Raw genomic sequence first — 25,857 nt, 5'->3', positions numbered from 1 at the left:
CAACTAGTCCTGTTCGTCAGGCTCGTCGGCATTGCGAGCAATCGCCACGATAGTCACGCCGTCCGGGAGGTCCATCAGCTTGACCCCCATTGTGTTCCGGTCACGCGTACGGCGTACAGGCTTCACCGGAGTCCGGATGACGCCGCCGTTGCTCGTGATGGCGAACAGCTCATCCTCCGGATCGATCACGACCGCGCCGACCAGACCACCGCGTCGCTCGGTGATCTTCGCAGTCAGCACGCCCTTACCTCCCCGGCCCTGCACCGGGTATTCCTCGATCGGGGTACGTTTCGCGTAACCCCCGTTCGTCGCCACCAGCACGTCCAGGCCCTCCCGGACGACCTCGACGGCGAGCAGCTCGTCCTCTCCGCTGAAGCGCATGCCGATCACCCCCGAGGTGGCCCGGCCCATCGGACGCAGTGCCTCGTCCGTGGCGTTGAAGCGGATCGCCTGCGCATTCTTCGACACCAGCAACAGGTCGTTCTCCGGCGCGACCAGGACCGCACCGACCAGCTCGTCCTCATCGCGCAGGTTCACCGCGATGATGCCGCCGGAACGGTTGGAGTCGAACTCCTCGAGCCGCGTCTTCTTCACCAGGCCGTTCTTCGTGGCCAGTACCAGGTAGGGCGCCACCTGGTAGTTCGGGATTTCGATGATCTGCGCGATCTGCTCGTCCGGTTGGAAGGCGAGCAGGTTGGCCACGTGCTGGCCCTTGGCCACCCTACTGGCCTCGGGAAGCTCGTACGCCTTCGCCCGGTAGACCCGACCCTTGTTCGTGAAGAACAGGATCCAGTCGTGGGTAGAGCATACGAAGAAGTGGCTCACGATGTCGTCCTGGCGGAGCGTCGCCCCGCTCACGCCCTTGCCGCCACGTCGCTGCGACCGGTAGAGGTCGACCTTCGTCCGCTTCGCGTACCCGGTGCGGGTGATGGTGACGACCACGTCCTCGCGGGCGATGAGGTCCTCCATCGAGACCTCGCCGTCGAACGGGATGATCTTCGTGCGGCGCTCGTCGCCCCACTTCGCGACGATCTCACCCAGCTCGTCAGAGACGATCTTCCGCTGCCGCTCCGGCTTGGCCAGGATGTCCTTGAGGTCGGCGATCTCGACCTCGAGCTTGGCCAGGTCGTCCAGGATCCGCTGCCGCTCCAGCGCGGCCAGGCGACGCAGCTGCATGTCCAGGATCGCGGTCGCCTGGACCTCGTCGATGTCCAGCAGCCGGATCAGACCCTGCCGGGCGTCCTCCACCGTCGGCGAACGCCGGATCAGCGCGATCACCTCGTCCAGCGCGTCGAGCGCCTTGCTCAGGCCGCGCAGGATGTGCGCCCGCTCCTCCGCCTTCCGCAGCCGGAACGCGGTCCGCCGGCGGATCACCTCGATCTGGTGCTCCACGTAGTAGCGGATGAACTGCGCCAGGTTGAGCGTGCGCGGCACGCCGTCGACGAGCGCCAGCATGTTGGCGCCGAACGTCTCCTGGAGCTGGGTGTGCTTGTAGAGGTTGTTCAGCACCACCTTGGCGACCGCGTCGCGCTTGAGCACGAGCACGATCCGCATGCCGGTACGCCCGGAGGACTCGTCCCGGATGTCGGCGATGCCGCCGAGCTTCCCCTCCTTGATCAGCTCGGCGATCCGCTCGGCCAGGTTGTCCGGGTTGACCTGGTAGGGCAGCTCGCTGACCACGAGCGCCGGCCGACCGCGCTTGTCCTCCTCCACCTCGACCACCGCGCGCATCCGGATCGAGCCGCGCCCGGTCCGGTACGCGTCCTGGATGGCCTGCTGCCCGACGATCAGGCCGTGGGTCGGGAAGTCCGGACCCTTGACGATCTCCAGCAGAGCTTCCAGCGTGTTCGCCTCGTCGACGTCCGGGTTCTCCAGGCACCACTGGACCGCCGCGCCGATCTCCCGCAGGTTGTGCGGTGGGATCTTGGTGGCCATGCCGACCGCGATGCCCTCGGAGCCGTTGATCAGCAGGTTCGGGATCCGCGACGGCAGGATGGTGGGCTCCTTGGCCCGGCCGTCGTAGTTGTCCTGAAGGTCGACGGTGTCCTCGTCGATGTCCCGCAGCATCTCCATGGCCAGCGGGTCGAGCTTGCACTCGGTGTTGTGGCTGACGAAACCGTCGGAGACGAAGGAGTGGTCGTCGGTGTCGACCCGGATGCTGTAGACCGGCCGAACCCCGGCGTCGGTGACGTCGGTCACCTCGGCGTAGTAGAACCGACCGTCGACCAACGGCTCGACCACATCGAGGATCCCCGGCTCGGTGATCCGTGCGGCGATCTCGTCGCGGTCCCGCTCCCACCGCTCCACCCGGTCGACGTTGTGCCGGCGCAGCCAGTCGCGCTCGGTCCAGCGCGTCGCGCCGTGCTCCCGGATGAAGTCACCGACGAACGGCACCATGTCGCCGGAGAGCGCGGTGCTGCTCGCCGGCACCTGGGCCAGCTCCGACTCCAGCTTGGTCTGCTTACGATCAAGGAAGCCGACGTGGGCGGCGAAGATGCGCGCGTCCCGGCGGTTTGTCACGACGACCTTGATCTCGCCGTCGTCGTACCGGCACTGCTTGCTGACGACGCCGAACTCCAACAGGAGCTGCTGCACCTCGCGGGCCAGGCGCTCACTGCGGGTGGAGTACGAGATCTGGATGGTGTTGCGCGGCAGCAACGACGAGGAGCCGTCGCCCTCGAACAGCGCCTGGAGGAAGGCTCGTTTCACCGCGGCCGGCCCGCGCCACACGAACTCCGGCACGAACTTGGCGGCGCTGCGCGCACCCACCATCTCGCCCAGCACGCTCGCCCGCAGTGCGGAGAGGTTCTGCACGTCGAGTTCATACAGCGTGCTGCCAGAGGCGATGACCCGCTCGGCGACATACCGGGGGCCGCCGACCGCGAGGTCGTAGGCGGCGAGGACCCGGACGAAGAACTCCCGGTCCACGTTGTTGAAGCCGGCTCGATCCTCGGAGACCCAGCCTTCGGACACGAACGCGCCAGCCAGCACGGCCGCCTCGACGTGCTCCAGCATCGGGTAGCCGATCTCGTCCGGCACGCTGCGCTGGAGGACCACCCGGTCACCGGGAGAGACCTCGGCGAGCAGCTTCCAGAGCAGGGTCGGCACGCTGGCCACGTTCACCAGGCAGAGCACCGGGTGGTTGTGGGTGCCGGTCAGCTCGTACCCCTCGCGGGTGCGCAGCCGCAGCGTGGGGTGCTCGCCGGAGTGGAAGAACTTGCTGGCGCGGACCAGGTCGCCGTTGCGGTCGCGGACCTTGAGATCGACGTCGGTCTCGCTGCTCGGCGCCGCGTCCAGCACGACATCGCCGATCCGGACGCTACCGTTAAAGGTGCGAATACGGACATCTGCCGTAATGCAGTATCTCATGGCCGCAGCCGGATCGTTTCCGGGCGAGCCGAAGTTGCCGTTGCCGTCGACCAGCGGGTAGCGCAGCGCCCAGGACTGCGCCATCCGGACCAGCGCGTCGTAGATGGCCGAGTCGCCGTGCGGGTGGAACTGGCCCATCACGTCGCCGACGACCCGGGAGCACTTCACGTAGCCGCGGTCCGGCCGGTAGCCGGAGTCGAACATGGCGTAGAGGATCTTGCGGTGGACCGGCTTGAGCCCGTCCCGCACGTCCGGCAGGGCCCGCCCGACGATGACGCTCATCGCGTAGTCGAGGTACGAGCGCTGCATCTCGACCTCGAGGCCGACCGGCTCGATACGGTCGTGCTGGACGACCGCGGCGAGTGTCTCCGGCGTCTCCGGCTCGTTCGGGGTGGACTCGGGAGTATCCGTCACTGTTAACCCTTATCAGACTCAGAGTCGTGATCTAGCTGTGGATAACCGCTGTGGAAAGCGGCCCGACTGTGGATAACTCTGTGGATGGCCGGGTCGGCCGGTGGATCTCCGGCCGACCCGGGCACGTCCGTCAGATGTCCAGGAACCGCACGTCCTTGGCGTTGCGCTGGATGAACGACCGGCGCGCCTCGACGTCCTCACCCATCAGGACGCTGAACAACTCGTCCGCGGTGGCGGCGTCGTCGAGCGTGACCTGGCGCAGGGTGCGGGTGGCCGGGTTCATCGTGGTCTCCCACAGCTCGGGGTAGTTCATCTCGCCGAGACCCTTGAACCGCTGGATGTCGTCCGGCTTGGCGTTGGCCTTCTTCTGCTGGCGCAGCAAGATCAGCCCGTCCCGTTCCCGGTCCGAGTAGGCGTACTGGGCGTCGTCGCCCTTCTTGTTCCACTTGATCTTGTAGAGCGGCGGGGCGGCCAGGTAGACGTGACCCAGCTCGACGAGCGGCCGCATGAAGCGGAACAGCAGGGTGAGCAGCAGCGTCTGGATGTGCTGGCCGTCGACGTCGGCGTCGGCCATCAGCACGATCTTGTGGTAACGCAGCTTCTCGATGTCGAAGTCGTCGTGGATGCCGGTGCCGAGCGCGGTGATCAGCGCCTGCACCTCGTTGTTCTTCAGCACCCGGTCGATCCGGGCCTTTTCCACGTTGAGGATCTTGCCGCGGATCGGCAGGATCGCCTGGACCCGGGGGTCACGGCCCTGCTTGGCCGAGCCGCCGGCCGAGTCGCCCTCGACGATGAAGACCTCGGACTCGCGCGGGTCGGTGGACTGGCAGTCGGCCAGCTTGCCCGGCATCGAGCCGGACTCCAGCAGCGACTTGCGCCGGGCCAGCTTGCGCGCCTGCTGGGCGGCGATGCGGGCCCGGGCGGCCTGGGACGCCTTGGTGATGATGGTCTTCGCCTCGGCCGGGTTGCGGTCGAACCAGTCGACGAGCGACTCGTTGCAGACCCGCTGGACGAAGCCCTTCACCGGGGTGTTGCCCAGCTTGGTCTTGGTCTGCCCCTCGAACTGCGGGTCGGTCAGCTTGACCGAGATGATCGCGGCCAGGCCCTCGCGGATGTCCTCCCCGGAGAGCCGCTCGTCGCCCTTGAGCAGCTTGCGCTCCGTGCCGTAGCGGTTGACCACGCTCGTCAACGCGGCCCGGAAGCCCTCCTCGTGGGTGCCGCCCTCGTGGGTGTTGATGTTGTTGGCGAAGGTGTAGACCGACTCGCCGTACGACTCGTTCCACTGCATGGCGATCTCGGCCGACATGCCGGTCTCCTCGGCGCCGAACTCGACCACCGTCTTGTGGATCGGGCTCTTCGAGGCGTTGAGGTGCCGGACGAAGTCGGCGATGCCGCCGTCGTAGTGGAAGGTGACCTCGCGGAGCTTGCCGTCCTCGTCCTCCGCCACCCGCTCGTCCAGCAGGTGGATGGTGAGGCCACGGGTGAGGAAGGCCATCTCCTGGAGACGCCGGTAGATCGTGTGGAGATCGAAGTCGACGGTCTCGAAGACGTCCGGGTCGGGCCAGAAGGAGACCGCGGAACCGGTCCGGTCGGTCGGCTCGCCCTTCTCCAACGGGGTCGGCTTGGAGTGGTCGTAGCGCTGCCGCCAGACGAAGCCGTCCTTGTGGATCTCCACGGCCATCCGGGTGGAGAGCGCGTTGACCACGGAGACGCCGACGCCGTGCAGGCCGCCGGAGACCGCGTACGCCTTGCCGTCGAACTTGCCGCCCGCGTGCAGCACGGTCAGCGCGACCTCGACACCCGGCTTCTTCAGCTTGGGGTGCAGGTCGACCGGGAAGCCACGGCCGTTGTCGGTGACCCGGACGCCCCCGTCGGCGAGCAGGACCACGTCGATGGTGTCGCAGTAGCCGGCCATCGCCTCGTCCACCGCGTTGTCGACGACCTCCCACACCAGATGGTGCAGGCCGCGCTCGCCGGTGGACCCGATGTACATACCGGGCCGCTTCCGGACCGCTTCCAGGCCCTCGAGCACGGTGATGGACTCGGCACCGTACTTCTTGTTGTCCTCCGCTGCCACGCTCGGCCACTTTCTCGCGCCGACCGCGCGTGGGCGCGGGGGCGCGGGTTCGGCGGACAGGACACGACGTCGGCGCACGCAGGCCGCCCCCGGGATCGCCAGGTCACGGATCGTGTACGCCAGGCGCCGCGGTTGCCCGCGGATCGCGATCGGCTCGGACCCGATGCGGGACAATGATCAAGGGCCCTGGGGGCCCGTGTCCGTCGCTCCGTGCCGGGTCTTTCGTCTCGTCTCCAATCTTACTGTGCGCAGCCGACCAAACCGCCACTCGGCACCCCCTGAAGGCGGCTGAGAATGCCGTAGCCGGACGAATATCGCTGCCCGCGACTCCCCCTACACGCCAACGACACCTTGCCGCGCCACCGGCCCGCGTGAGCGGTGGGCGCCTCCGGGCTCGATCACCGGCGTCCGGCCGCCCGGGGGTCGCGGTGGAACCCGACGTGCCGTACCTTTTGGCGGCGCCGCCGTTGCGGTCTTGATCTTTCGCGCCCACAACGGGGACCATCGCCGGGGAAGTCCGACAATCGCTTGGTGAGAGGTGACACCAGATGGGGCTGGACAACGTCGCGGTGCACTGGCCGCGGACCGGCCGCTTCTACGATCCGGTCGCACCGGCCGAGTTCGTGGACTTCGGCGACATCGTGGACGTACCACGCATCTCGGCGCCGACCGCCGCGCTGGCCGAGCTGATCGCGAAGACCGGCACGGTGCGGGCCACCGCGTACACGGAACTGGTCGACCTGATCCTCGGGCTGGAAAATGTGCTCTACGCCACGGAGAACGCGGCCGAGGACGAAGATCCGGTGATCGACCCGGACGGCTGCTCGTGGATCGCCGAGGGGGTGGAGAAGTTCATCGCCCGGCACCGGCCGCACGGCGAGGCCGTGACGTTCGAGTCGGTGAGTGAGGTCCTGCGCGCGCTCCTCGGCGACGGCCGGCTGGCCGAACAGCAGCTCCGCTGGCTCGACAGCCGGCTGGACAAGCTGCGGGACGAGAACGGCGACCCGCCGCAGTGGAACTTCACCTGCGCCGAGCTGAGCGTGCTCGCCGCGTTCTACCGGCGTTGCGCCGAGCGCGGCTTCGCCGTCTACGCCGACGTGGAGCCGACCCGCCACGTCTGAGCCGACCCGCCACGTCTGGGCGGCCATGCTCACCCGTAGGTGTCGCGCGGGCCACGGCCGCGCACCCGGCGCGGACCGCGCGACCACGACGGCGCGGCCGGGCCGTGGATGTGCAGCTTGCGCACCACGTTGTGGCCGACCTCGCTGGCGATCTGCTTGAGCAGCGAGCCGGCCAGCAGCCGCAACTGGGTGGCCCAGGCGGTCGAGCGGGCCTCGACGGTCAGCTCGCCGTTCTCCAGCTTCACCGGGCGGCTGTGCTGCGCGACGTCCGGCCCGACCACCTTCTCCCAGGCGCCGAAGACGGTCGCCTCGGCGGCCGGCTGCTGCCAGCCACGCGCCTTGACCAGCTTGTCGAGCACCGCGCCGAGCGGCTGCGGGTCGCGAGGGTCCGGGCCGGCCCCGGAGTAGCCGCGCAGCCGCTTCTCGCCGTCACCGCGGACCGCGGAGCGCCGTCGCGCGCCGGCCGCGGCCTGGCGCCGGGCCTTCGCCGCGTCCAGCACCGCCCGGGCCAGCTCCGGCCCGGCCGGGCCTTCCGCCACGCCTGGCTCGCCGTCCGCCGGCTTTCCGGGGGTACGCGCGGCGGGCGCGCCCCGGTCGGCCCGTGCGGTCGGTCCGCCGTCGCGTCCCGGGCCCAGCCGTGCGGGCGGGAGCCGCACCTCCTCGTCATCCGGCACGTCGCACCGTCCCCTCACCGACCGTGTAGCGGGTGCCGCGCAGGGTCGCCGGCACGTCCTCGTCCACCGCACAGGTGACCAGGAGCTGGCTGGCGCCGCCGACCAGCTCGGCCAGCCGTTCCCGCCGGCCGACGTCCAGCTCGGCGAAGACGTCGTCGAGCACCAGCACCGGCTCGATCCCGTCGGCGCGCAGCAGGTCGTACCCGGCCAGTCGCAGCGCCAGCGCGTACGACCAGGACTCGCCGTGGCTGGCGTACCCCTTGGCGGGCAGCGGGCCGAGGGTGAGGGCCAGGTCGTCGCGGTGCGGGCCGACGAGCGTGGTGCCGCGTTCGATCTCGGCGGTGCGGTTCGCGGCCAGGGCGGCGCTCAGCGCCTCGGCAAGCGTCGCCCGGTCGGCGGTCGGCTCGGGCAGGTCGACCGACGGCCGGTAGGTGATGCCGGCCGCGCCACGGCCGGCCGCCACCGCGTCGTACGCCTTCGCCACGTGCGGGGTGAGCGCGGCGACCAGCTCCAGCCGGCCGGCGAGCAGGTCGGCCCCGTGCTGGGCCAGGTGGGTGTCCCAGACGGCGAGCGTGGACAGGTCGCCGCCGCGCGAACCGCCGGTCTTGCGGGCGAGGTACGCGGTGCGCAGCAGCGCGTTGCGTTGCTTGACCACCCGTTCGTAGTCGGCGCGGACGCCCGCGTAGCGGGGCTGGCGGTTGACGAGCAGGTCGTCCAGGTAGCGGCGGCGTTCGGCCGGGTCGCCGCGGACGAGTTCCAGGTCCTCCGGCGCGAACAGCACCAGCCGCAGCGCGCCGAGGACGTCCCGGGCGCGGCGGGCCGGGGAGCGGCCGAGCCGGGCCCGGTTCGCCTTGCCCGGGAGGATCTCCAGCTCGACGAGCAGCTCCCGGCCCTCGTGCACCACGGCGCAGCGGATCACCGCCGAGGTGGCGCCCATCCGGACCAGGGGGGCGTCCGTGGCGACCCGGTGCGAGTCCAGGGTCGCCACGTAGCCGAGCGCCTCGACCAGGTTGGTCTTGCCGACGCCGTTCGCGCCGACGAGCACGTTCGGGCCCGGCTCCAGGTCGACGCCGACCCGCTCGTACGAGCGGAAGTCGACGAGTTCGAGCCGGCGGACGTACACAGCCTGTGGATACCGGTCAGCGCTTGTGGACGGCGTGGCCACCGAACTGCTGGCGCAGCGCGGCGACGGCCTTCAGGGCGGGCGACTCGTCCTGCCGGGAGGCGAACCGGGCGAAGAGCGCGGCGGTGATGACGTTGAGCGGCACGGCGAGGCGGATCGCCTCGTCGACCGTCCAGCGGCCCTCGCCGGTGTCCTCGGTGTAGTCGCTCAGGTCGGCCAGCTCCGGATCCTCGTCGAGCGCCCGGTCGAGCAGGTCGAGCAGCCAGGACTGCACCACGGTGCCCTTGCGCCAGGACTTGACCACCCCGGGGACGTTCGTCACGAGCTCGGACGCGGAGAGCAGCTCGAAGCCCTCGGCGTAGGCGTGCATCAGGCCGTACTCGATGCCGTTGTGCACCATCTTGGCGTAGTGGCCGGCGCCGACCGGGCCGGCGTGCACGAAGCCGAAGTCGCCCTCCGGCCGGAGCGCGTCGAAGATCGGCATGAGCCGCGCCACGTGTTGCTCGGCGCCACCGACCATCAGCGCGTACCCGTTCTGCCGGCCCCAGACGCCGCCGGAGACACCGACGTCGACATAGCCGATCCCGTGCTCGTTGAGGCGCTCGGCGCGCGGGGCGTCGTCGGTGAACCGGGAGTTGCCGCCGTCGATGATGATGTCGCCGGAGCCGAGCACGCCGACGAGGTCGTCGATGGTGGCGTCGGTGACGCCGGCGGGGACCATGACCCAGACGGCGCGGGGCGCGTCGAGCTTCTCGGCCAGCTCCGCGAGGCTCGCGGCGTCGCTGAGCTCCGGGTTGCGGTCGTAGCCGACCACCTCGTGCCCGGCGGCGCGCAGTCGTTCGCGCATGTTGCCGCCCATCCGGCCGAGTCCTACCAGGCCGAGCTGCATCTGCTCCTACCTCCGTACGTCAGGGTGGTGCCGCCCGCGATCAGCGCGACACGCGGATCGGCATGATGAGGTACCGGTACCCCGGAATGACCTCGCCATCCTCGCCGGCCGGAGAAAGGACCGCGGGTTTGAAGGCGTCGACGAAGCGCAGCAGGGCGTGCTGGGAGCCCAGGTTGGCCAGGCCGTCGATCAGATATTGCGGGTTGAAGCCGATGGTGAGCGGGTCGCCGCTGAAGGTGGCCTCCATGGCTTCGCTGGCCCGGGCCTCCTCGGTGCCGCCGGCCTCCACCACGAGGCCGTCGGAGCTGAAGCTGAGCAGCACCGGGGTGGTGCGCTCGGCGACCAGGGCCACCCGCTTGACCACCTCGATGAGGGTGGCGACCGCGACCCGTGCCTCGGCGTTGTGGTCGGCCGGGAACAGCGATCGCACCGGCGGGTAGTTGGCGCCGTCGAGCAGGCGGCTGGTGGTCCGGCGGGTGCCGCCGGAGAAGCCGATCATGCCTTCGCCGGCGCCGCCGGCCGAGAGCGCCATGGTGACGTGCCCGCCGAGCGGACCGAGCGCCTTGGCGGTGTCGTTGAGCGTGCGGGCCGGCACCAGCGCGTTGAGGCTGATCTCCGGGTCGTCCGGGTTCCACTCCATCTCCCGCAGCGCGAGGCGGTAGCGGTCGGTGGCGAGCATGGCCATGGTGCCGCCGGACAGTTCGAGCCGGACGCCGGTCATCATCGGCAGCGTCTCGTCGCGGCCGGCGGCCACGGCGACCTGGGCCACCGCCGCGGCGAAGGAAGCGGCGTCGACGGTGCCGGCGCTCTCCGGCATCTCCGGCAGGGTCGGGTAGTCCTCCACCGGCATGGTGGGCAGGGTGAACCGGGCACTGCCGCAGACCAGCTCCAGGTGGGCGCCGACGGCCGCGATGTCCACCGGCTTGGCCGGCAACGCCTTGGTGATCTCGGCGAGCAGGCGGCCGGAGACCAGGGCGGCGCCGTCCGCGTCCCCCTGCACCTCGACGGTCACCTGGCTGGAGACCTCGTAGTCGAAGCCGGAGACATGCAGGTTGCCGTCGGTCACCCGCAGCATCACCCCGGCCAGCACCGGCACGGAGGGTCGGTTGGGCAGGCTCTTGGCGGTCCACGCCACGGCCTCGGCGAGCGCGTCGCGCTCCACTCGGAACTTCATCAATGCCTCCGCGTCGACGTCAGCGACAACTCTCTCATGCCGACCGCTGCCACCCGTCCCGCCCGACCGTGCGGGTTCCCATCGCACCTTAGGGCGCGTGGGCATCGGCTGTGCGCCCGACCCCGTGGATCCAGGTGCCCGGGCGACTGCTGACGGCAGCGCCGCGGCCCGATCCACAGAAAGCCCAACGGTGATGATTGGTTTTTGTTGTTTAGAAGAGATAACTCATCGTCTTCATCGCACCTGTGCAAACTGTGGAGAACTTACGTCTGCGCAGCTCAGACACGTTATCCACCGGTGGTTTCGCTGTGGAGAACCCGGGGTACAACTCGCGTCCCGATCCACAGCCGTCGCCAGCCGCCGGGTTATCCACCGTTGTTCACAGGTTGTCCACCGGTAATCCACCGGTTTTCTCCCCAGCTCTGTGGACGACGCGGACGGCTCCGACCGTCGTCATCCCCAGAACCTTCAACAGGCGGTCCACAGGTAGATCGTCATCGGTGGACAACGCGAGGGTTGTCCCCAGGCGTCCACAGGCTCGTCCCCAGGACTTGTCCACAGTCTGTGGGTAACCGGCCATATGCAGAGGGTCGTTATCCACCGCCTGTGACACAGGGGGTGTGGACAACCGGTGCGGCTTGTGGACGAGCACGGCACCGATCCTGCCCCCTCGACCGGGTCGAGGGTCAAGCGACGGCGTCCACGGCGGTCGGTCGGCGCGGGACGGGGCACCCGGATCCGGCCACGAAGAAGCCCGGCCGGGGATCCGACCGGGCTGTCATGACGGGGTACGAGACGTGCGTCTCAGGTGTTCTGCTTGATCCGGTTCGTCAGCTCGGCGATCTGGTTGTAGAGCGAGCGCCGCTCCGCCATCTGCTGACGGATCTTGCGATCGGCGTGCATCACCGTGGTGTGGTCACGGCCACCGAACGCCTGGCCGATCCGTGGCAGCGACAGGTCGGTCAGCTCGCGACACAGGTACATCGCCACCTGGCGGGCGTTCACCAGCACCCGGGACCGGGAGTGGCCGCGCAGGTCCTCCAGGCTCACCCCGAAGTATTCAGAGGTGGACGCCATGATCTGGTCGGCGTTGATCTCCGGGCCGGCGCCGTCGGGCATGAAATCCCGCAGCACCTCCTCGGCCAGTGACAGCTCGACCGAGGAGCGGGTGAGACTGGCGAACGCGGTGACCCGGATCAGCGCGCCCTCCAGCTCCCGGATCGAGTTCGACACCCGGGAGGCGATGAACTCCAGCACGTCCGGTGGGGCGTACATCCGCTCCTGCGCCGCCTTCTTCTGCAGGATCGCGATCCGGGTCTCCAGGTCCGGCGGCTGGATGTCGGCGAGCAGTCCCCACTCGAACCGGGTCCGCATCCGGTCCTCGAGCGTGGCGAGCTGCCGCGGCGACCGGTCGGAGGTGATCACGATCTGCTTGTTGGCGTTGTGCAGCGTGTTGAACGTGTGGAAGAACTCCTCCTGGGTCCGCTCCCGGTTCTCCAGGAACTGGATGTCGTCGATCAGGAGGATGTCCACGTCGCGGTAGCGGCGCTGGAACGCGCTTGTCTTGTCGTCCCGCAACGAGTTGATGAAGTCGTTGGTGAACTCCTCGGTCGAGACGTACCGGACCGAGCGGGCGTTACCGAGCGTGGTGGCGTAGTGCCCGATGGCGTGCAGCAGATGGGTCTTGCCCAGTCCGGAGTGACCGTAGATGAACAGTGGGTTGTACGCCTTGGCCGGCGACTCGGCCACGGCCACGCTCGCCGCGTGGGCGAACCGGTTGGACGAGCCGATAACGAACGTCTCGAACATGTACTTCGGGTTGAGGCGGTTGCCCCCGCTCTCCGCCCCGCCCGGCAGCCGGCGATCGGGCTGGCCACCCGGGCGGTGGAGGTCGGGAGCACCCCGGCCGGGCCCGTTGTCGGTGGCGCCGTCGCGTGGCAGGCCCCGTAACGGCGGGGCGTCGGCCGGACCCGGGGCCTCCCGGTAGCGCGGCTCGTATCCGAGCGGGTCGGTGGACGGCTCGGCGCCGGGACGCTCGTCGAAGGACCGGCGCTCGGGGGCGCGCAGCGGCTCGGCGAACGCGGCGCCGAAGAGCGTGTCCTGACCGTCCCGACCGGCCGGGATCAACTGCGGCCGGCCGCCGTCCGCGTTCCGCTGCCGCGGCGGGTGCTCCTCCGTCGACGGGTCCGGCCGCGTCTCGGCGTACCCCGGGTTCGGGCGGGGGACGGGAAAGGTCGGCTGCGCCGGCGGTGGGCCGAGCCGGTCGAACCCGGGGAGCGGATCCGCCGGGCCGTCCGGCTCGGGGAGCGGTTCCGGGCTGCTGCGGTAGACCGTGCCGGCCGGGCGCCCGCCCGGGTCCTCGGCGACCCGCACGGTGACGGCCACCTGGATCGGCCGGCCGAGCCGACGGCTCAACGCCTCGGTGATGGCCGGGCGGAGCCGGGACTCGATCACGTCCCGGGTGAAGGCGTCCGGCACGGAGAGCAGCGCGGTGTCCTCGACGATCGCCCGCAACCGGGTGAGTCGGAGGTAGGCCCGTTGCTGCGCGGAGATGATCTCGTCGGCGAGTTCCTCGGTGGCCGCCGCCCACACCGCGGCAAGGTCTGTCTCTCCGGTCACGTCGTGCCACCCCCTCGCCTGATCCTCACGCCCGCCCGGACGGCTGACCGGTCGCGTCATCCACAAGTTATCCACAGCCTGTGTGTACGGACCGATTGTGGCCGCCCACCGGACGTGGGTCGGACCTGCCCCTGATTCGCGGAGGCGCTGAAGCGGGTTCACCGTGCCGAACGATTCAACAGCTTGTCCGGTCTTGCCGGTCGGCGACAAACCTGGACCACCGACACCGACCGCAATCGCGCACGCTAACAGCGGGGACCCCGCGCCATCAACCGCCGACACCCTCCGGGTGTCCGACACAGCAGCGGAAACACCCCTCCGGTCACCGCTGCGGCGCAGGTCGGGGGCGGGAGTGCGAGGTTTGACGGTCATTGTGCCCCTGCGTAGGCTGGAGCGGATGCTCTCTCGCCCTCTGCTAGGGTGATGGATGCTCGCTGCCTCGTGACCACCTCCCCGCACCGCCGGGGCCGGGTCACACGGGCGGCGTCGATCAGCGGTCACCGCCGAGGTGATCTGGACCAGCACAGGACCCCGGGCGATCCGCCGCGCGGGGCGTACGACAACGGAGAGCCTGACGTGAGCAAGCGCACCTACCAGCCGAACAACCGCCGGCGCGCGAAGACCCACGGCTTCCGGCTGCGCATGCGCACCCGTGCCGGCCGCGCCATCCTTTCGACCCGTCGCGCCAAGGGCCGCACCCGCCTGGCGGCCTGAGGCCGTCCGGTCCGGGGACGTGAGCTGTCGTGCTGGCCGCCGCACAGCGACTGCGGCGCAGTAGCGACTTCGCCGCAGCGGTTCGTGGTGGCCGACGTGTCGGCCGCGGTGCCGTCGTGGTCCACCTGACGCTTCCCGAGCCGGCCACCGCCGGAACGACCTCGCCGGAGCCGGCGCGGAGCAGCGGCGCGGAAACACCCGCGCCGAGCCGCGCCGGCTTCGTCGTGTCCAAGGCCGTCGGCGGCGCGGTGGTCCGCAACAAGGTCCGCCGCCGGCTCCGACACCTGGTCCGGGACCGGCTGACCGAGCTGCCCGCGGGCACCACCCTGGTCGTACGCGCCCTGCCCCCGGCCGCCGACGCGACGTACGCGCGGCTCGGGACCGACCTGGACGCCGCCCTCGCCGCCGCGCGGGCGGCCCGGGGACGTCGGTCGCGATGAGCGGGCGGACCTCGACTCCGTCGCCGACTACCGGTGCCCGCATGCTGCTGGCGCCCATCATCGCGTACCGTCGGTGGATAAGTCCGGCGTTGCCGGCCCGCTGCCGGTTCTACCCGTCGTGCAGTGCCTACGCCGTGGAGGCGGTGTCTCGGCACGGCGCGTTGCGGGGAGCCTGGCTGACGGTCCGGCGGCTGTCGCGCTGCCACCCCTTTCACCCAGGTGGTCACGACCCGGTGCCGGAGCCGGGCGATCGCCGCCGTGCCGACGTGACTGGAGCCTGAGAATTGAGTCTCGACTGGATCTACTACGCGATCTCGTGGATCCTGCTGACCTGGCACTCGGCCTGGGACGCCATCGGGGTGCCGGTCGGCGCGGTCATCGGCACGAACTGGGCCTGGATCCTCGCCATCATCTTCCTGGTGGTGACGGTCCGGGTGATCCTGTTCCCGGTCTTCGTCAAGCAGATCAAGTCGCAGCGTGCCATGCAGGCGCTCCAGCCGAAGGTCAAGGAGCTCCAGGAGAAGCACAAGGGTGATCGGGAGACGCTCCAGAAGGAGATGATGGAGCTCTACCGGAAGGAAAAGGCCAACCCCCTGATGGGCTGCCTTCCGATGTTCCTCCAGATCCCCGTCTTCCTGGGCCTGTTCCACACGCTCAAGCGGCTCAACCCGGAGAACCAGGGCAAGACGCTCTACGGCTGGACCGTCGACCAGTTCAACAGCGCCTCCAGCGCGAAGCTCTTCACCGCTCCGATCTCCGGCCGGTTCGGCTCCACCGCCGCCGACCTGGCGCCGCTGGGCGCGAACACCAACACGGTCAAGCTGATCGCCGGCGTCCTGGTGCTCATCATGATCGCCACGACCTACCTGACGAGCCGTCAGATGATCCTGAAGACCGGCTGGGCCGAGGACCCGCAGCAGCGCATGGTGCAGCGGCTGATGCTCTACGGCATCCCGGTCTCGCTGCTGGTCTCGGGTTCGATCTTCCCGATCGGTGTGATCATCTACTGGGTCACCAACAACCTCTTCACGCTCGGCCAGCAGCAGTGGGTGCTGCGGAAGTTCCCGCCGCTGGTGCCGCCGAAGAAGAACACCACCACCGGCGGCAAGAGCCCGGTGCAGCCGGCCAAGACCGGTGGACTGCTCGGCCGCAAGACCGCGCAGCCGGCGGCGAAGGCCCCGGCCGCCGCGCCGAAGGTGGCCGGGCCGAAGCCGGGCGCCAAGCCGGTCAACCCGAAGAAGAGTGGTGGGCGCCCCGCCAAGCGACAGGGCTGAACACCCTCCCGGGCCACCGCCGCGAACGGCGGTGGCCCGTCCGGTCCCCGAGCTGCGACCGAGAGTCGGCGCCGGGCCGGAACCGCCGCGCACCGCGCGGTCAGGGGCGGAACGCCCGTAGGACGTGCCCGAGGGGCATCCGGCGAACGTCCCGCCGGCCCTCGGGAGACCAGCGGACCCTCGACGGTCCGGCCGAGCGAGTACGGAGATGAGACCGTGACCGACACCAGCATCCCCAGCGCTGACCAGCCCGTGGACGAGGAGACCGTCGAGGCGACCTCCACCGGGACCGAGGAGGACGTGTCCGAGGAGGACGCGACCGAGACCCGGCAGAAGAAGGCCCCGGCCGACAGCGACCTGTTCCGGCAGAGCGAGATCGCCGCCGACTACGTCGAGGGCCTGCTGGACATCCTCGACTACGACGGCGACATCGACGAGTTGGTCTCCGGCGGCCGGCCGGTCGTCGAGGTGGTCGGCGGTCGCCTCCAGAGCCTGGTCGGCCAGCGCGGCGCCACCCTGGAGGCGCTCCAGGAGCTGACCCGCCTCGCGGTGTTCCGGCAGACCGGCACGCCGAGCCGTCTGCTGCTCGATGTCGGCGGCTACCGGGCCGCGCGCCGCAAGGAGCTGGCCGCGGTCGCCAAGAACGCGGTCGAGAAGGTCAAGGAACACGGCGAGGCGGTACGCCTCGAGCCGATGTCCGCGTTCGAGCGCAAGTGCGTGCACGACGTGGTCAACGCGATGAGCGGCGTGGAGAGCGAGTCCGAGGGCGTGGAGCCGAACCGTCGTATCGTCGTCCGGCCGGTGGACTGAGGTCAGTGGTCTCCGACGACACGACGGCGGACGCCGTGGCCGGCCCGGGTGGTACGCCGCCCGGGCCGTCGGCTGTACGGCCCGACGCGACTCCCGAACCGGTCTTCTCCGACGAGGACTCCCCGGACGGTACGCCGTATCCGCCCGGGACCCCGGCCGACCCTGACTTTTCCGGCGAACCGGCGGAGGTGCCCGGCGCGGAGCCCGCCGGGGCTGCCGTGGTGGCGCCGGCCTTCTCCGGCGAACCGGTGGCGGCGGAAGCCGCCGGACCGGAGATACCTGCCGGTGCGGTCGACCCGGTGTTCGCCGAGCCGGACGCCGTGACCGAGCCGTCCTTCGCCGGGCCGGAGGCGGTCGTTGAGGTGTCCACGATGGATGGTGCGGCCACCTCCTCCGGTCCGGTCGATCCGGCTGCCGCGTCCCTGCCGCCCGAGTTGGCGGAGGCCGCCCGCGCGCTCTTCGGCGACCGGATCGACCTCGCCGCCGCGTACGCCGAACTGCTTGCCACGGAGGGCGTGCTCCGGGGCCTGATCGGACCCCGCGAGACGCCCCGGCTCTGGGACCGGCACCTGCTCAACTGCGCGGTGATGGCGGAGCGTATCCCGGAGGGGGCCAGCGTGATCGATGTCGGCTCCGGGGCCGGGCTGCCCGGCCTGGTGTTGGCGATCGCCCGACCCGATCTCACCGTGACGCTCGTCGAACCGCTCGCCCGACGGGTCTCCTTCCTGGTCGAGGCGGTGCAGCAGCTCGGGCTGACCCGTACCGTCCGGGTGTTCCGTGGGCGGGCCGATGAAGCCGCGGCCGGCTCGCGGGACCGCGAGCCGCTGTCCGCCGACATCGTCACCGCGCGCGCCGTGGCCGCGCTGGACCGGCTCGCCGCCTGGTGCCTGCCGCTGACGGTGCCCGGCGGTCGGTTGGTGGCGCTCAAGGGCGCCTCCGCGGCCGAGGAGATGACCGAGCACGCCGAGGCCGTGCTCCGGCTCGGCGGTGGCGAGCCCGAACTGCACCGCTGCGGCGTCGGGGTGATCGAGCCCGCCGCGACGGTGATCGAGGTGGTGCGGGAGCGGGTGGTCAACCCACGCAAGCCGAAGAAGCCGAAGCGTTCGCGCGGCGGTCGCAACCGCGGCGGTCGCAACCGGGATCGCTGACCGGCCACGCCGCCCGAAGGCCCATCCGGTCGTTGGACCGGTGGGACGTGACCGGATCGATCACAACCCGACATGGACCCGCCGCGCCCGTCGGCCGTAGGCTGACCGCGCGTCGATAGTGTGGAGCGGCGGTGCCGGGCGGCACCCGACCCGATCGTTCCCGCCGGGCCGATGACACCGCGCACCGCGCGGAGGCCGATTGACGGGTGCGGACCGACCATCCGGAGCGGGTAGGGATGACAGGTGCATGACGACGGCAGGTACGACGATCCACGGCTGACCGGAGCCGACGGGCGTTCACCCGACGATTCCGTTTCACGTGAAACCAGCTACCAGGAGTGGGCGGTGAATCATCCCCGTGACGAGTCCTCGCACCGCCCCACCGAGCCGGCTCGCCGGCCGGAGGCGCTACCGGCGGGTGCCCTGCGGCCGACCTCGTCCGTGCCGGCCAACGTGCCGCCGGCCCGCGAACCGCGCGATCCGAGCGACGGCCCGGTGAACGCCCCGACTCCCCGGCCCCCGGCGGCCCGCGCGAACGTCGCGGTCCCCGCTCGTTACGAACCGCAGCCGCCGGTCTCCGCCGTACCGCACCAGGCCGCCCCCGACACCGGCGAGACGACGGCACCGCCGTCCGACACGCCACCGACCGACGGGTACGGGGAAGAAAACCCCGCCAGCACGTACGTTTCACGTGAAACCCCGACGCGCGAAGAGGATGACCCACCGTTGGCTATGGAGGCGATGCGCGCCGTGCAGATCCTGAATCCCAGTGGCGAGGTTTCCATGCCCCGCCCCGATCGGACCCGGGTGATGTGCGTCGCCAACCAGAAGGGTGGCGTGGGCAAGACCACCACCACCGTGAACCTGGCGGTGGCGCTCGCGCTGCACGGCAACCGCGTGCTCGTGGTCGACCTCGATCCGCAGGGGAACGCGTCCACAGGTCTGAACGTGCCGCACCACACCGGCGTGCCGGACGTCTATGACTGCCTGATCGACAGCGTGCCACTCGAAGAGGTGGCCCAGACCGTCGAGGGCATCCCCAACCTGTGGTGTGTGCCGGCGACCATAGATCTGGCCGGCGCCGAGATCGAGTTGGTCTCGGTGGTCGCCCGGGAGTCGCGCCTGTCGCGCGCCATCGAGGCGTACCCGGGCCACTTCGACTACGTCTTCATCGACTGCCCGCCCTCGCTCGGCCTGCTGACCGTCAACGCGCTCGTGGCCGCGCAGGAGGTGCTGATCCCGATCCAGTGCGAGTACTACGCGCTTGAGGGCCTCAACCAGTTGATAAACAACATCAACCTGGTACGCCAGCACCTGAACCCGAAGCTCGAGGTGTCCACCATCCTCCTGACCATGTACGACAGGCGTACCCGGCTGGCCGACGCGGTGGAGCAGGACGTCCGGAACCACTTCGGCGACAAGGTGCTCCAGGCCGTGATCCCCCGCAACGTGCGGGTCTCCGAGGCACCCAGCTACGGCCAGTCGGTGATGACCTACGATCCCGGTTCGCGGGGTGCCACGAGCTACTTCGAGGCCGCCCAGGAGATCGCTGAGCGAGGGGTCAAGGAGCCGGTGAGCCGGAATGCGTAGTGCGCAGAAGTCGCTGGGAGGCGTCGCATGAAGAACCGTCCTCGGGGCGGTCTGGGCCGAGGGCTCGGCGCCCTGATCCCCACCGGGCCGGCACCGGGCACCGATCCGGCGACCGGCGAGGGGGAAACCGCTCGTACGACCGTTCCGGCTCCTGCGGTCGCCGGCGCGACCGCCGCCGTGACCGGTGCGGTCGGAGGCGGCGGGACGGCCCCGGCCGCCGAGCCCGAGCCCGCGTCCGGGTACGAGCTGAGCCCGGTGCCCGGCGCCCGCTTCGCCGAGATCCCGGTCGACGCCATCGTGCCGAACCCGAAGCAGCCCCGACACGTCTTCGACGAAGAGGCGCTGGAGGAGTTGAAGACCTCGATCCAGGAGGTCGGCTTCCTCCAGCCGATCGTCGTCCGGCAGCTCGACGAGGAGAAGTACGAACTCGTCATGGGCGAGCGGCGCTGGCGTGCCGCCCAGGCGGTCGGCCGGGAGAACATTCCCGCCATCGTCCGGGACACCAAGGACGACGCGATGCTCCGGGACGCCCTGCTGGAGAACATCCACCGCGCCAACCTGAACCCGCTCGAAGAGGCGGCGGCCTACCAGCAGCTCCTGGAGGAGTTCGGGGCCACACACGAGGAGCTGGCGCGGCGCATCGGCCGCAGCCGGCCGCAGATCTCCAACACGATCCGGCTGATGAACCTCCCCGGCGCCGTGCAGCGCCGGGTCGCCGCCGGGGTGCTCTCCGCCGGTCACGCCCGGGCGTTGCTCAGCCTCGACGACTCCGAGTCCCAGGAGAAGCTCGCCACGCGGATCGTCGCCGAGGGCATATCGGTACGCGGGACCGAGGAGTTGGTGGCTCTGGCGCTCGCTGAGGGGCCGGCAAAGGCGCCTGCCGCCCAACGTCGGACCAAGGCCCACGCCCCGGCACTCTCCGATCTCGCGGACCGGCTCTCCGACCGGTTCGACACCCGGGTGAAGGTCGACATCGGCCGGAGCAAGGGAAAGATCACGATCGAGTTCGCGACCGTCGACGACCTGGAGCGGATCGTCGGCATCATCGGGGTGGGCCAGGAGGAACAACCCGAGGGCTAGTTGTCCCGCACCGCCGTCCCGGCCGCGCCGCCCGCAAGGGGGTGCGGCCGGTGCCGTTCCGGTCCGATGCCCCGGTACCTGCCGGTTCGATGGCTCGACCGCATACCGGGCGGGGGCGCCTTCGTTTCACGTGAAACGAAGGCGAGCCGTGCGGGTGTCGTGGGTCTTCTCCTACTCTCAGCGACGCGCCGTCGCCGTCGCCAGCGGCCTCGCGCATCGGCGGTATCCGAGCCACTGGTGTGGCCGGGCGGGGACATGCGGAGTGCCGCTGGGGTTGCCGGGGGCGACGGCAGGTGCAGTCAAAGGGGCGTGGGCGGGCCGCTGCGGGGAGCCGGCCCAGCTCTCGCGCGGCCGGGCCGGCGAGGCGTGAGGATGCGTGTCCAGCCGTCGTAGGGCGGATCAGCGAGCCGTCGAGTCGGGGCCTGCCCCGCCCGGTGCTTGTGACCGACGAGCGAAGGAGTGCCCACCGTCCTGGATAGGGGTATGGCTCAGGGCCGCATCGGCATGGACGCCATCCGGCCGGCAGCTATGTGGGGCCTGCCGTTCGGAACCGACACTCCCGCCAGGTGATCCACACCGGCTCGGGAAGTGGCTGCACCCCGATCCCCCAGGATGCAACGACTTCGGCGTGGTGGAGTGGATCAAGGCTCAGCTTTCCGCACCTGTCCTCCGGTTGCTGAGCGAGTGGGAGGCGTGAACACGAGCCTGGAGCGCCGCGCGTTTCACGTGAAACAAAGTCGGGGCCGCCCCGATGCGGATCGGCGGCTCAGTCGTTGGACAGAAGAGCCAGCACCGGGGAAGCCCGGGAAGTTATCCACAGCGGTTGTCCACAGGGCCGCGTCGTTTCACGTGAAACAACTCGCGGAAACCCTTGCTGAGCTGTGGATGACGCGCTGTGGTGGTGATCTCGGCACCCTGTGGACAACTCGGTGGACAACCGCTGTGGATTTGTCTGGCCCCGAGCCGATCCGCAGCGGGTGCGGGTAGGGACAGGCGTCGCCAACTCGGTTAGGGTCAGCGTCGTGCAGGACACCCCTCCCTCAGTCCCGGACTTCACCCAGTGGCCCTCCTTCCCGTTCGAGGGCGATATCCGCGTCAAGCAGCTCGACGACCCCGTACCTGTCGAACCTCCTCGCCGGGGCGAGGCGGACCGGGAGTGCACCGCCTGCAATGCGCCCGACGAGGCGTACATCTGGGTCGGTGAGCGCTGGCGGGTCCGCACCATGGACCGGCCCACCGGGCTACCGATGGTCCTGATCCTGGAGTCCCGCTCCCACCTCGACCTCGGCGACCTGCCGAATCTGCTGGCCGCCGAGCTGGGCGTGATGACGGTCCGCCTGGAGCGGGCGATCCGCTCGTTGGACGGAGTGGCCCGCGTACACGTGAACCGGTGGGGCGACGGCTCCGCGCACCTGCACATGTGGTTCCTGGCCCGGCCCTACGGGCGGTTGCAGCTGCGGGGCACGTTCCTGTCGCTGTGGGACTCGATCCTGCCGCCGATCTCCGAGGAACGGTGGCGGGAGAACCTCGCCATGGTGGCCGCGTGGCTCGCCGAGTTCGGTGGTCGCCCGCTCGCGGAACCGCCGCGCATCCAGTGGCAGGCGCCGTCGAGCCTTTCCTCGCCGTCGTCAGAGAGCGCGGCCGAGGAGCCCGAGGAGGAAGCCGCCTCGGTGATCGAGGCAGCGGACGAGATTCCGGAATCCGATCCGGCCGAAGCGGTGGAGACCGTAGGGGACACGGAGAACGGGTCGACTACCGACGACGACCCGTCCGACGACGGCCGCGCTCGGGCGGAGGAAGACGCCGAGGACGCCAGCGGAGAGGACGTCCCGGACCCGGACGACCGTGGCGGGCGCGCGCGGCACGACGAGTCCGCGTCCGAGGACGCGAACACGAGCGCGGAGCGCGCCACCGGCGAGGACGACGGGACGACGCCCAACGCCGTCGGGCGCCCCACGGCGTCCGGGCCAGGCAGCGCCGGCTGAGGGCGGCCGCTTCCGGCTGAGGGCGGCCGCTTCCGGCTAGAGGGCGGGCGACCCGGCTGAGGGCGGGCGACCCGGCAGAGTCAGGCCGAGCGGCGGGCGGCGGCCCGGTTCACCAAGGTGCCGAGGACCCGGCCGAAGTCGAGCCCGGCCGCCTGGATGGCCAGCGGCAGCAGCGACGTCTCCGTCATGCCGGGAGAGACGTTCACCTCCAGCACGTGCGGCTGGCCCTCCGCGTCGACGATCAGGTCGACGCGGGAGACATCGCGCAGGCCGAGCGCGGTGTGCGCGGCGAGCGCCACCTCGGTCAGCCGCGTGGTGGTCGCGTCGTCGAGCCGGGCAGGCGCGTGCCAGGTGGTGCGGCCGGCCGTGTAGCGGGCGGCGTAGTCGTAGACGCCGTTGCGGGGCACGATCTCGACCGGGGGCAGGGCCCGGGGGCCCTCGCCCAGGTCGAGCACCGAGACCGCCACGTCCATCCCGGGCACGTAGCGTTCCACAAGCGCCGTCTGGTCGTACGCGAAACAGCCGACCATGGCGGCCGGCAGGGACGCGGCCTCCCGGACCACGGCGGCGCCCAGGCCGGAACCGCCCTGCGCCGGCTTGACCATCAACGGCAGGCCGAGGCGGTCGACGATCCGGTCCAGGACGGCGACCGCGCCCAGCTCGGAGAAGCGGTCGTGCGGCAGCGCCACCCAGTCGGGCGTGGGGATGCCGGCCTCGCGCAGCACGGCCTTGGCCGACGGTTTGTCCCAGGCCAGCCGGGAGGAACGGGCGTCGCAGCCGACGTAGGGCGCGTCCCAGAGGTCGAGCACACCCCGCAGCGAGCCGTCCTCGCCGGTGGCGCCGTGCAGGGCGATCACCACCGCGTCCGGTGGGTCGGCGGTCAGTGCGGGCAGCAGCGCGATGTCGGCGTCGCGCAGCTCCGCTTCCACACCTACCGTGCGCAGCGCGTCGAGTACGCGGCGGCCGGAGCGGAGCGACACGTCCCGCTCATAGGAGAGGCCGCCGGCGAGTACCAGCACGTGCAGCTCGTCGGCGGCGGGATCGGTCACGGGTGTGGCAGGGCTGACGGCCATGCGGGCATCATGCCAAGTCGGGACCGGGCGCGTCGGAGCCGCCCTGCCGCCGGCGCGGTCCGGTGCCGGCGACCGCCCCGAAGACCTTCCGCATGGCGATCTCCTGTTCCATCACCCCGGACAGCCGGCGGACGCCCTCCCGGATCCGCTCGGGCGGCGGGAAGGAGAAGTTGAGCCGCATGTTGCCGGTGCCCGTGCCGTCGGCGTAGAAGCCGGTGCCCGGCACGTACGCGACCCGGGCGGCGACGGCCCGCGGCATCATTGCCTTGGCGTCGAGTCCGTCGGGCAGGGTCGCCCAGACGAAGAGGCCGCCGCCGGGCGTGGTCCAGGTGGTGCCGGACGGCATCAGGTCGGCCATCGCGTCGAGCAGCGCGTCCCGGCGCTCGCGGTAGACCTCCCGGTAGATCTTGAGCTGCTCCCGCCAGGGCATGGTGCCCAGGTAGGTGGAGACGGCGGCCTGCGCGAAACCGCTCGGGCAGAGGATCTGCGCCTCGCTGGCGATGACCAGCTTGTCGCGGACCGCGTGCGGGGCGAGGATCCAGCCCACCCGCAGGCCCGGGGCGAAGGTCTTGGAGAACGTGCCCAGGTAGAAGACGCCGTCGCGCCGCCGGGCCCGCAGCGGCGCGGGCGCCTCGCCCTCGAATCCGAGCTGACCGTACGGGTCGTCCTCCACCACGAGCAGGCCGGCGCGTTCGCAGATGTCGAGCACCCGTTCCCGCCGCTCCTCGCTCAACGTCACGCCGGTGGGGTTCTGGTAGGTCGGGATGGTGTAGAGGAACTTCACCCGCCGGCCGGCGCGGGCCAGGTCGGCGATGGCCACCTCAAGTGCCTCCGGGATGAGGCCCTCGTCGTCCATCGGCACGTGTGCCACCTGGGCCTGGGCGGCCTGGAACACCCCGAGCGCGCCGACGTACGTCGGGCCCTCGGCGAGCACCACGTCGCCCGGGTCGAGGAAGAGCCGGGCGACCAGGTCGAGCGCCTGCTGGCCGCCGACGGTCACCACCACGTCCTCCGGGGAGGCGCCGCAGGACGCGTCGATTCCGGAGAGGGACATCACCTCGCAGATCCGCTCGCGCAGCTCGAGGGTGCCCTGACCGATGCCGTACTGGAGGGTGGTGGTGCCGTGTTCGGCGCCGAGCCGACCGAGCATCTCGCCCACCGCGTCGAGCGGCAGCGCGGCGATGTAGGGGGCGCCGCCGGCGAGGGAGACGACTTCCGGCCGGCTGGCGACGGCGAACAGGGCCCGGATCTCGGAGGCGGTCATCCCCCGGACGCGCCGTGCGTACCGGTCGGTGTAGTCGTCGAGCGTCGTGCCGGTCATGACATCACCTCGGTCGGGTGTCGGCGGGGCTGCCGCCCGGTGTGGTACCCGCGATGCCGGCGTCCAATGGCGGCGCGCGGCCGATTGGTCGATCGTAGTCGCAGGTGACCGGGGTGGAACCCCACCATCCGGACACGTCCACATCCCGGACCGCGGTCCGCCGGTGGCGTGGGTGTCCGCGCGTTCCACTCCCGTAGCGCCGGGCGGGGGCGTACGATCGCTCGTCGGGAGCACGAGGGCGGCGGGACACCGCGGTGGCCGGCGCTCCGATACTGTTGGGTGGGGTGCGCTCATGTCGCGACGTCTGGTCAGCCTGACCCTGGACACCCTGGAGGACCTTCCCGGATCCTGCCGGCGGTGCGTCTACTGGGAGCTGGATCCGGTCTCCGCGGAGCGGGCCTGCGCGGCCGGTGACCCCGGGCTGGAGAAGGAGGCCTGGGTCTCCCAGACGCTGCTGGAGTGGGGTTCCTGCGGCAAGCTGGTCTACGTCGACGGCATGCCTGCCGGTTTCGTCATGTACGCGCCGCCCGCGTACGTTCCGCGTTCGATGGCCTTTCCCACGTCGCCGGTCTCCGCGGACGCGGCGTTGCTGATGACGGCGCACGTGGTCCCCGCCTTCGCCGACGGCGGCCTGGGCCGGATGCTGGTGCAGGGCGTGGCCCGGGATCTCACCAAGCGCGGCATCAAGGCGATCGAGGCGTTCGGCGACGCGAAGTTCGGCGACGACGGGGACGGGCCGGTCCGGGCCTGCGTCGCGCCGGCCGACTTCTTCCTGTCGGTGGGCTTCAAGACGGTCCGCCCGCATCCGCGCTACCCGCGCCTGCGGCTGGAGTTGCGTACCGCGTTGAGCTGGAAGTCCGACGTGGAGTACGCGCTGGAGAAGCTCCTCGGGTCGATGAGCCCGGAAACGTTGCTGCGGCCGGTCCGTCCGGCGCCCGCCACCCGCTCGATGAGCTGACCCG

At 70.7% G+C, this 25,857-nt stretch carries 20 protein-coding genes; 11 read left to right on the top strand and 9 right to left on the bottom strand.

Annotation, left to right across the window (positions count from 1 at the left end):
• Positions 1-3 precede the first annotated feature (3 nt).
• The gene (gene gyrA, locus O7613_RS25730; protein WP_281585792.1) at positions 4-3,783 is read right to left on the bottom strand and encodes an intein-containing DNA gyrase subunit A; all 3,780 of its coding nucleotides are present in this window, start codon (positions 3,781-3,783) and stop codon (positions 4-6) included.
• 130 nt (positions 3,784-3,913) lie between these two features.
• Positions 3,914-5,860, bottom strand: a complete 1,947-nt coding sequence (gene gyrB / locus O7613_RS25725) for a DNA topoisomerase (ATP-hydrolyzing) subunit B (RefSeq protein ID WP_281585793.1) — start codon at positions 5,858-5,860, stop codon at positions 3,914-3,916.
• 548 nt (positions 5,861-6,408) lie between these two features.
• On the opposite strand from gyrB, the gene O7613_RS25720 reads away from it, so the two are divergent.
• Complete coding sequence (locus O7613_RS25720; RefSeq protein WP_281585794.1) at positions 6,409-6,981, top strand: hypothetical protein; 573 nt, start codon at positions 6,409-6,411, stop codon at positions 6,979-6,981.
• Positions 6,982-7,010: 29 nt separating this feature from the next.
• Here O7613_RS25720 and O7613_RS25715 read toward each other — a convergent pair whose 3' ends face one another.
• The 5 genes from O7613_RS25715 to dnaA form a co-directional block, all read right to left on the bottom strand.
• Complete coding sequence (locus O7613_RS25715; RefSeq protein WP_282294614.1) at positions 7,011-7,520, bottom strand: DciA family protein; 510 nt, start codon at positions 7,518-7,520, stop codon at positions 7,011-7,013.
• A 124-nt stretch (positions 7,521-7,644) separates the two neighbouring features.
• Positions 7,645-8,778 (bottom strand): DNA replication/repair protein RecF, encoded by a 1,134-nt coding sequence (recF, locus tag O7613_RS25710; RefSeq protein ID WP_282290426.1) that lies wholly within the window; start codon positions 8,776-8,778, stop codon positions 7,645-7,647.
• Positions 8,779-8,794: 16 nt separating this feature from the next.
• Positions 8,795-9,667, bottom strand: coding sequence for a phosphogluconate dehydrogenase (NAD(+)-dependent, decarboxylating) (gnd, locus tag O7613_RS25705; RefSeq protein WP_281585796.1), 873 nt, complete (start codon positions 9,665-9,667; stop codon positions 8,795-8,797).
• Between the two features lie 40 nt (positions 9,668-9,707).
• A complete protein-coding gene (gene dnaN / locus O7613_RS25700) occupies positions 9,708-10,841 on the bottom strand; it encodes a DNA polymerase III subunit beta (protein ID WP_281585797.1) in 1,134 nt (377 codons plus the stop codon).
• 804 nt (positions 10,842-11,645) lie between these two features.
• Complete coding sequence (gene dnaA / locus O7613_RS25695; protein ID WP_281585798.1) at positions 11,646-13,460, bottom strand: chromosomal replication initiator protein DnaA; 1,815 nt, start codon at positions 13,458-13,460, stop codon at positions 11,646-11,648.
• Positions 13,461-14,036: 576 nt separating this feature from the next.
• On the opposite strand from dnaA, the gene rpmH reads away from it, so the two are divergent.
• The 9 genes from rpmH (at position 14,037) to O7613_RS25650 (ending at position 22,501) form a co-directional block, all read left to right on the top strand.
• Positions 14,037-14,174 carry a 50S ribosomal protein L34 gene (rpmH, locus tag O7613_RS25690; RefSeq protein ID WP_091061882.1) on the top strand — a complete coding sequence of 46 codons (138 nt, stop codon included), beginning with the start codon at positions 14,037-14,039 and terminating at the stop codon, positions 14,172-14,174.
• A gap of 29 nt (positions 14,175-14,203) precedes the next feature.
• Positions 14,204-14,614, top strand: a complete 411-nt coding sequence (gene rnpA, locus O7613_RS25685; RefSeq protein ID WP_281585799.1) for a ribonuclease P protein component — start codon at positions 14,204-14,206, stop codon at positions 14,612-14,614.
• Positions 14,615-14,655: 41 nt separating this feature from the next.
• Positions 14,656-14,895: a membrane protein insertion efficiency factor YidD gene (yidD, locus tag O7613_RS25680; RefSeq protein ID WP_091567651.1), complete on the top strand. Its 240-nt coding sequence runs from the start codon at positions 14,656-14,658 to the stop codon at positions 14,893-14,895.
• 3 nt (positions 14,896-14,898) lie between these two features.
• Positions 14,899-15,888 carry a membrane protein insertase YidC gene (gene yidC / locus O7613_RS25675; RefSeq protein ID WP_281585800.1) on the top strand — a complete coding sequence of 330 codons (990 nt, stop codon included), beginning with the start codon at positions 14,899-14,901 and terminating at the stop codon, positions 15,886-15,888.
• Between the two features lie 216 nt (positions 15,889-16,104).
• Positions 16,105-16,698, top strand: a complete 594-nt coding sequence (locus tag O7613_RS25670; protein ID WP_282290422.1) for a R3H domain-containing nucleic acid-binding protein — start codon at positions 16,105-16,107, stop codon at positions 16,696-16,698.
• Positions 16,699-17,069: 371 nt separating this feature from the next.
• Positions 17,070-17,846 carry a 16S rRNA (guanine(527)-N(7))-methyltransferase RsmG gene (rsmG, locus tag O7613_RS25665; protein WP_282294613.1) on the top strand — a complete coding sequence of 259 codons (777 nt, stop codon included), beginning with the start codon at positions 17,070-17,072 and terminating at the stop codon, positions 17,844-17,846.
• A gap of 243 nt (positions 17,847-18,089) precedes the next feature.
• Positions 18,090-19,436 carry an AAA family ATPase gene (locus tag O7613_RS25660; protein ID WP_282290420.1) on the top strand — a complete coding sequence of 449 codons (1,347 nt, stop codon included), beginning with the start codon at positions 18,090-18,092 and terminating at the stop codon, positions 19,434-19,436.
• Between the two features lie 27 nt (positions 19,437-19,463).
• Entirely contained in the window at positions 19,464-20,516 is a 1,053-nt protein-coding gene (locus O7613_RS25655) for a ParB/RepB/Spo0J family partition protein (RefSeq protein WP_282290419.1), read from the top strand.
• 1,022 nt (positions 20,517-21,538) lie between these two features.
• The gene (locus O7613_RS25650; RefSeq protein ID WP_282290417.1) at positions 21,539-22,501 is read left to right on the top strand and encodes a hypothetical protein; all 963 of its coding nucleotides are present in this window, start codon (positions 21,539-21,541) and stop codon (positions 22,499-22,501) included.
• An 80-nt stretch (positions 22,502-22,581) separates the two neighbouring features.
• Here O7613_RS25650 and O7613_RS25645 read toward each other — a convergent pair whose 3' ends face one another.
• Together O7613_RS25645 and O7613_RS25640 are read right to left on the bottom strand one after the other, a co-directional pair.
• Positions 22,582-23,574, bottom strand: coding sequence for a D-alanine--D-alanine ligase (locus O7613_RS25645; protein ID WP_282290416.1), 993 nt, complete (start codon positions 23,572-23,574; stop codon positions 22,582-22,584).
• 7 nt (positions 23,575-23,581) lie between these two features.
• On the bottom strand, positions 23,582-24,895 hold the full coding sequence (locus tag O7613_RS25640; protein ID WP_281585806.1) for a PLP-dependent aminotransferase family protein: 1,314 nt from the start codon (positions 24,893-24,895) through the stop codon (positions 23,582-23,584).
• Between the two features lie 292 nt (positions 24,896-25,187).
• On the opposite strand from O7613_RS25640, the gene O7613_RS25635 reads away from it, so the two are divergent.
• Positions 25,188-25,853: a GNAT family N-acetyltransferase gene (locus O7613_RS25635; RefSeq protein ID WP_281585807.1), complete on the top strand. Its 666-nt coding sequence runs from the start codon at positions 25,188-25,190 to the stop codon at positions 25,851-25,853.
• Positions 25,854-25,857 lie beyond the last annotated feature (4 nt).

Source organism: Micromonospora sp. WMMD975, assembly GCF_029581215.1.
Classification (GTDB): Bacteria; Actinomycetota; Actinomycetes; order Mycobacteriales; family Micromonosporaceae; genus Micromonospora.
The sequence above is the reverse complement of the archived record's forward strand: the minus strand, read 5'-3'. Positions and strand labels throughout refer to the sequence as shown.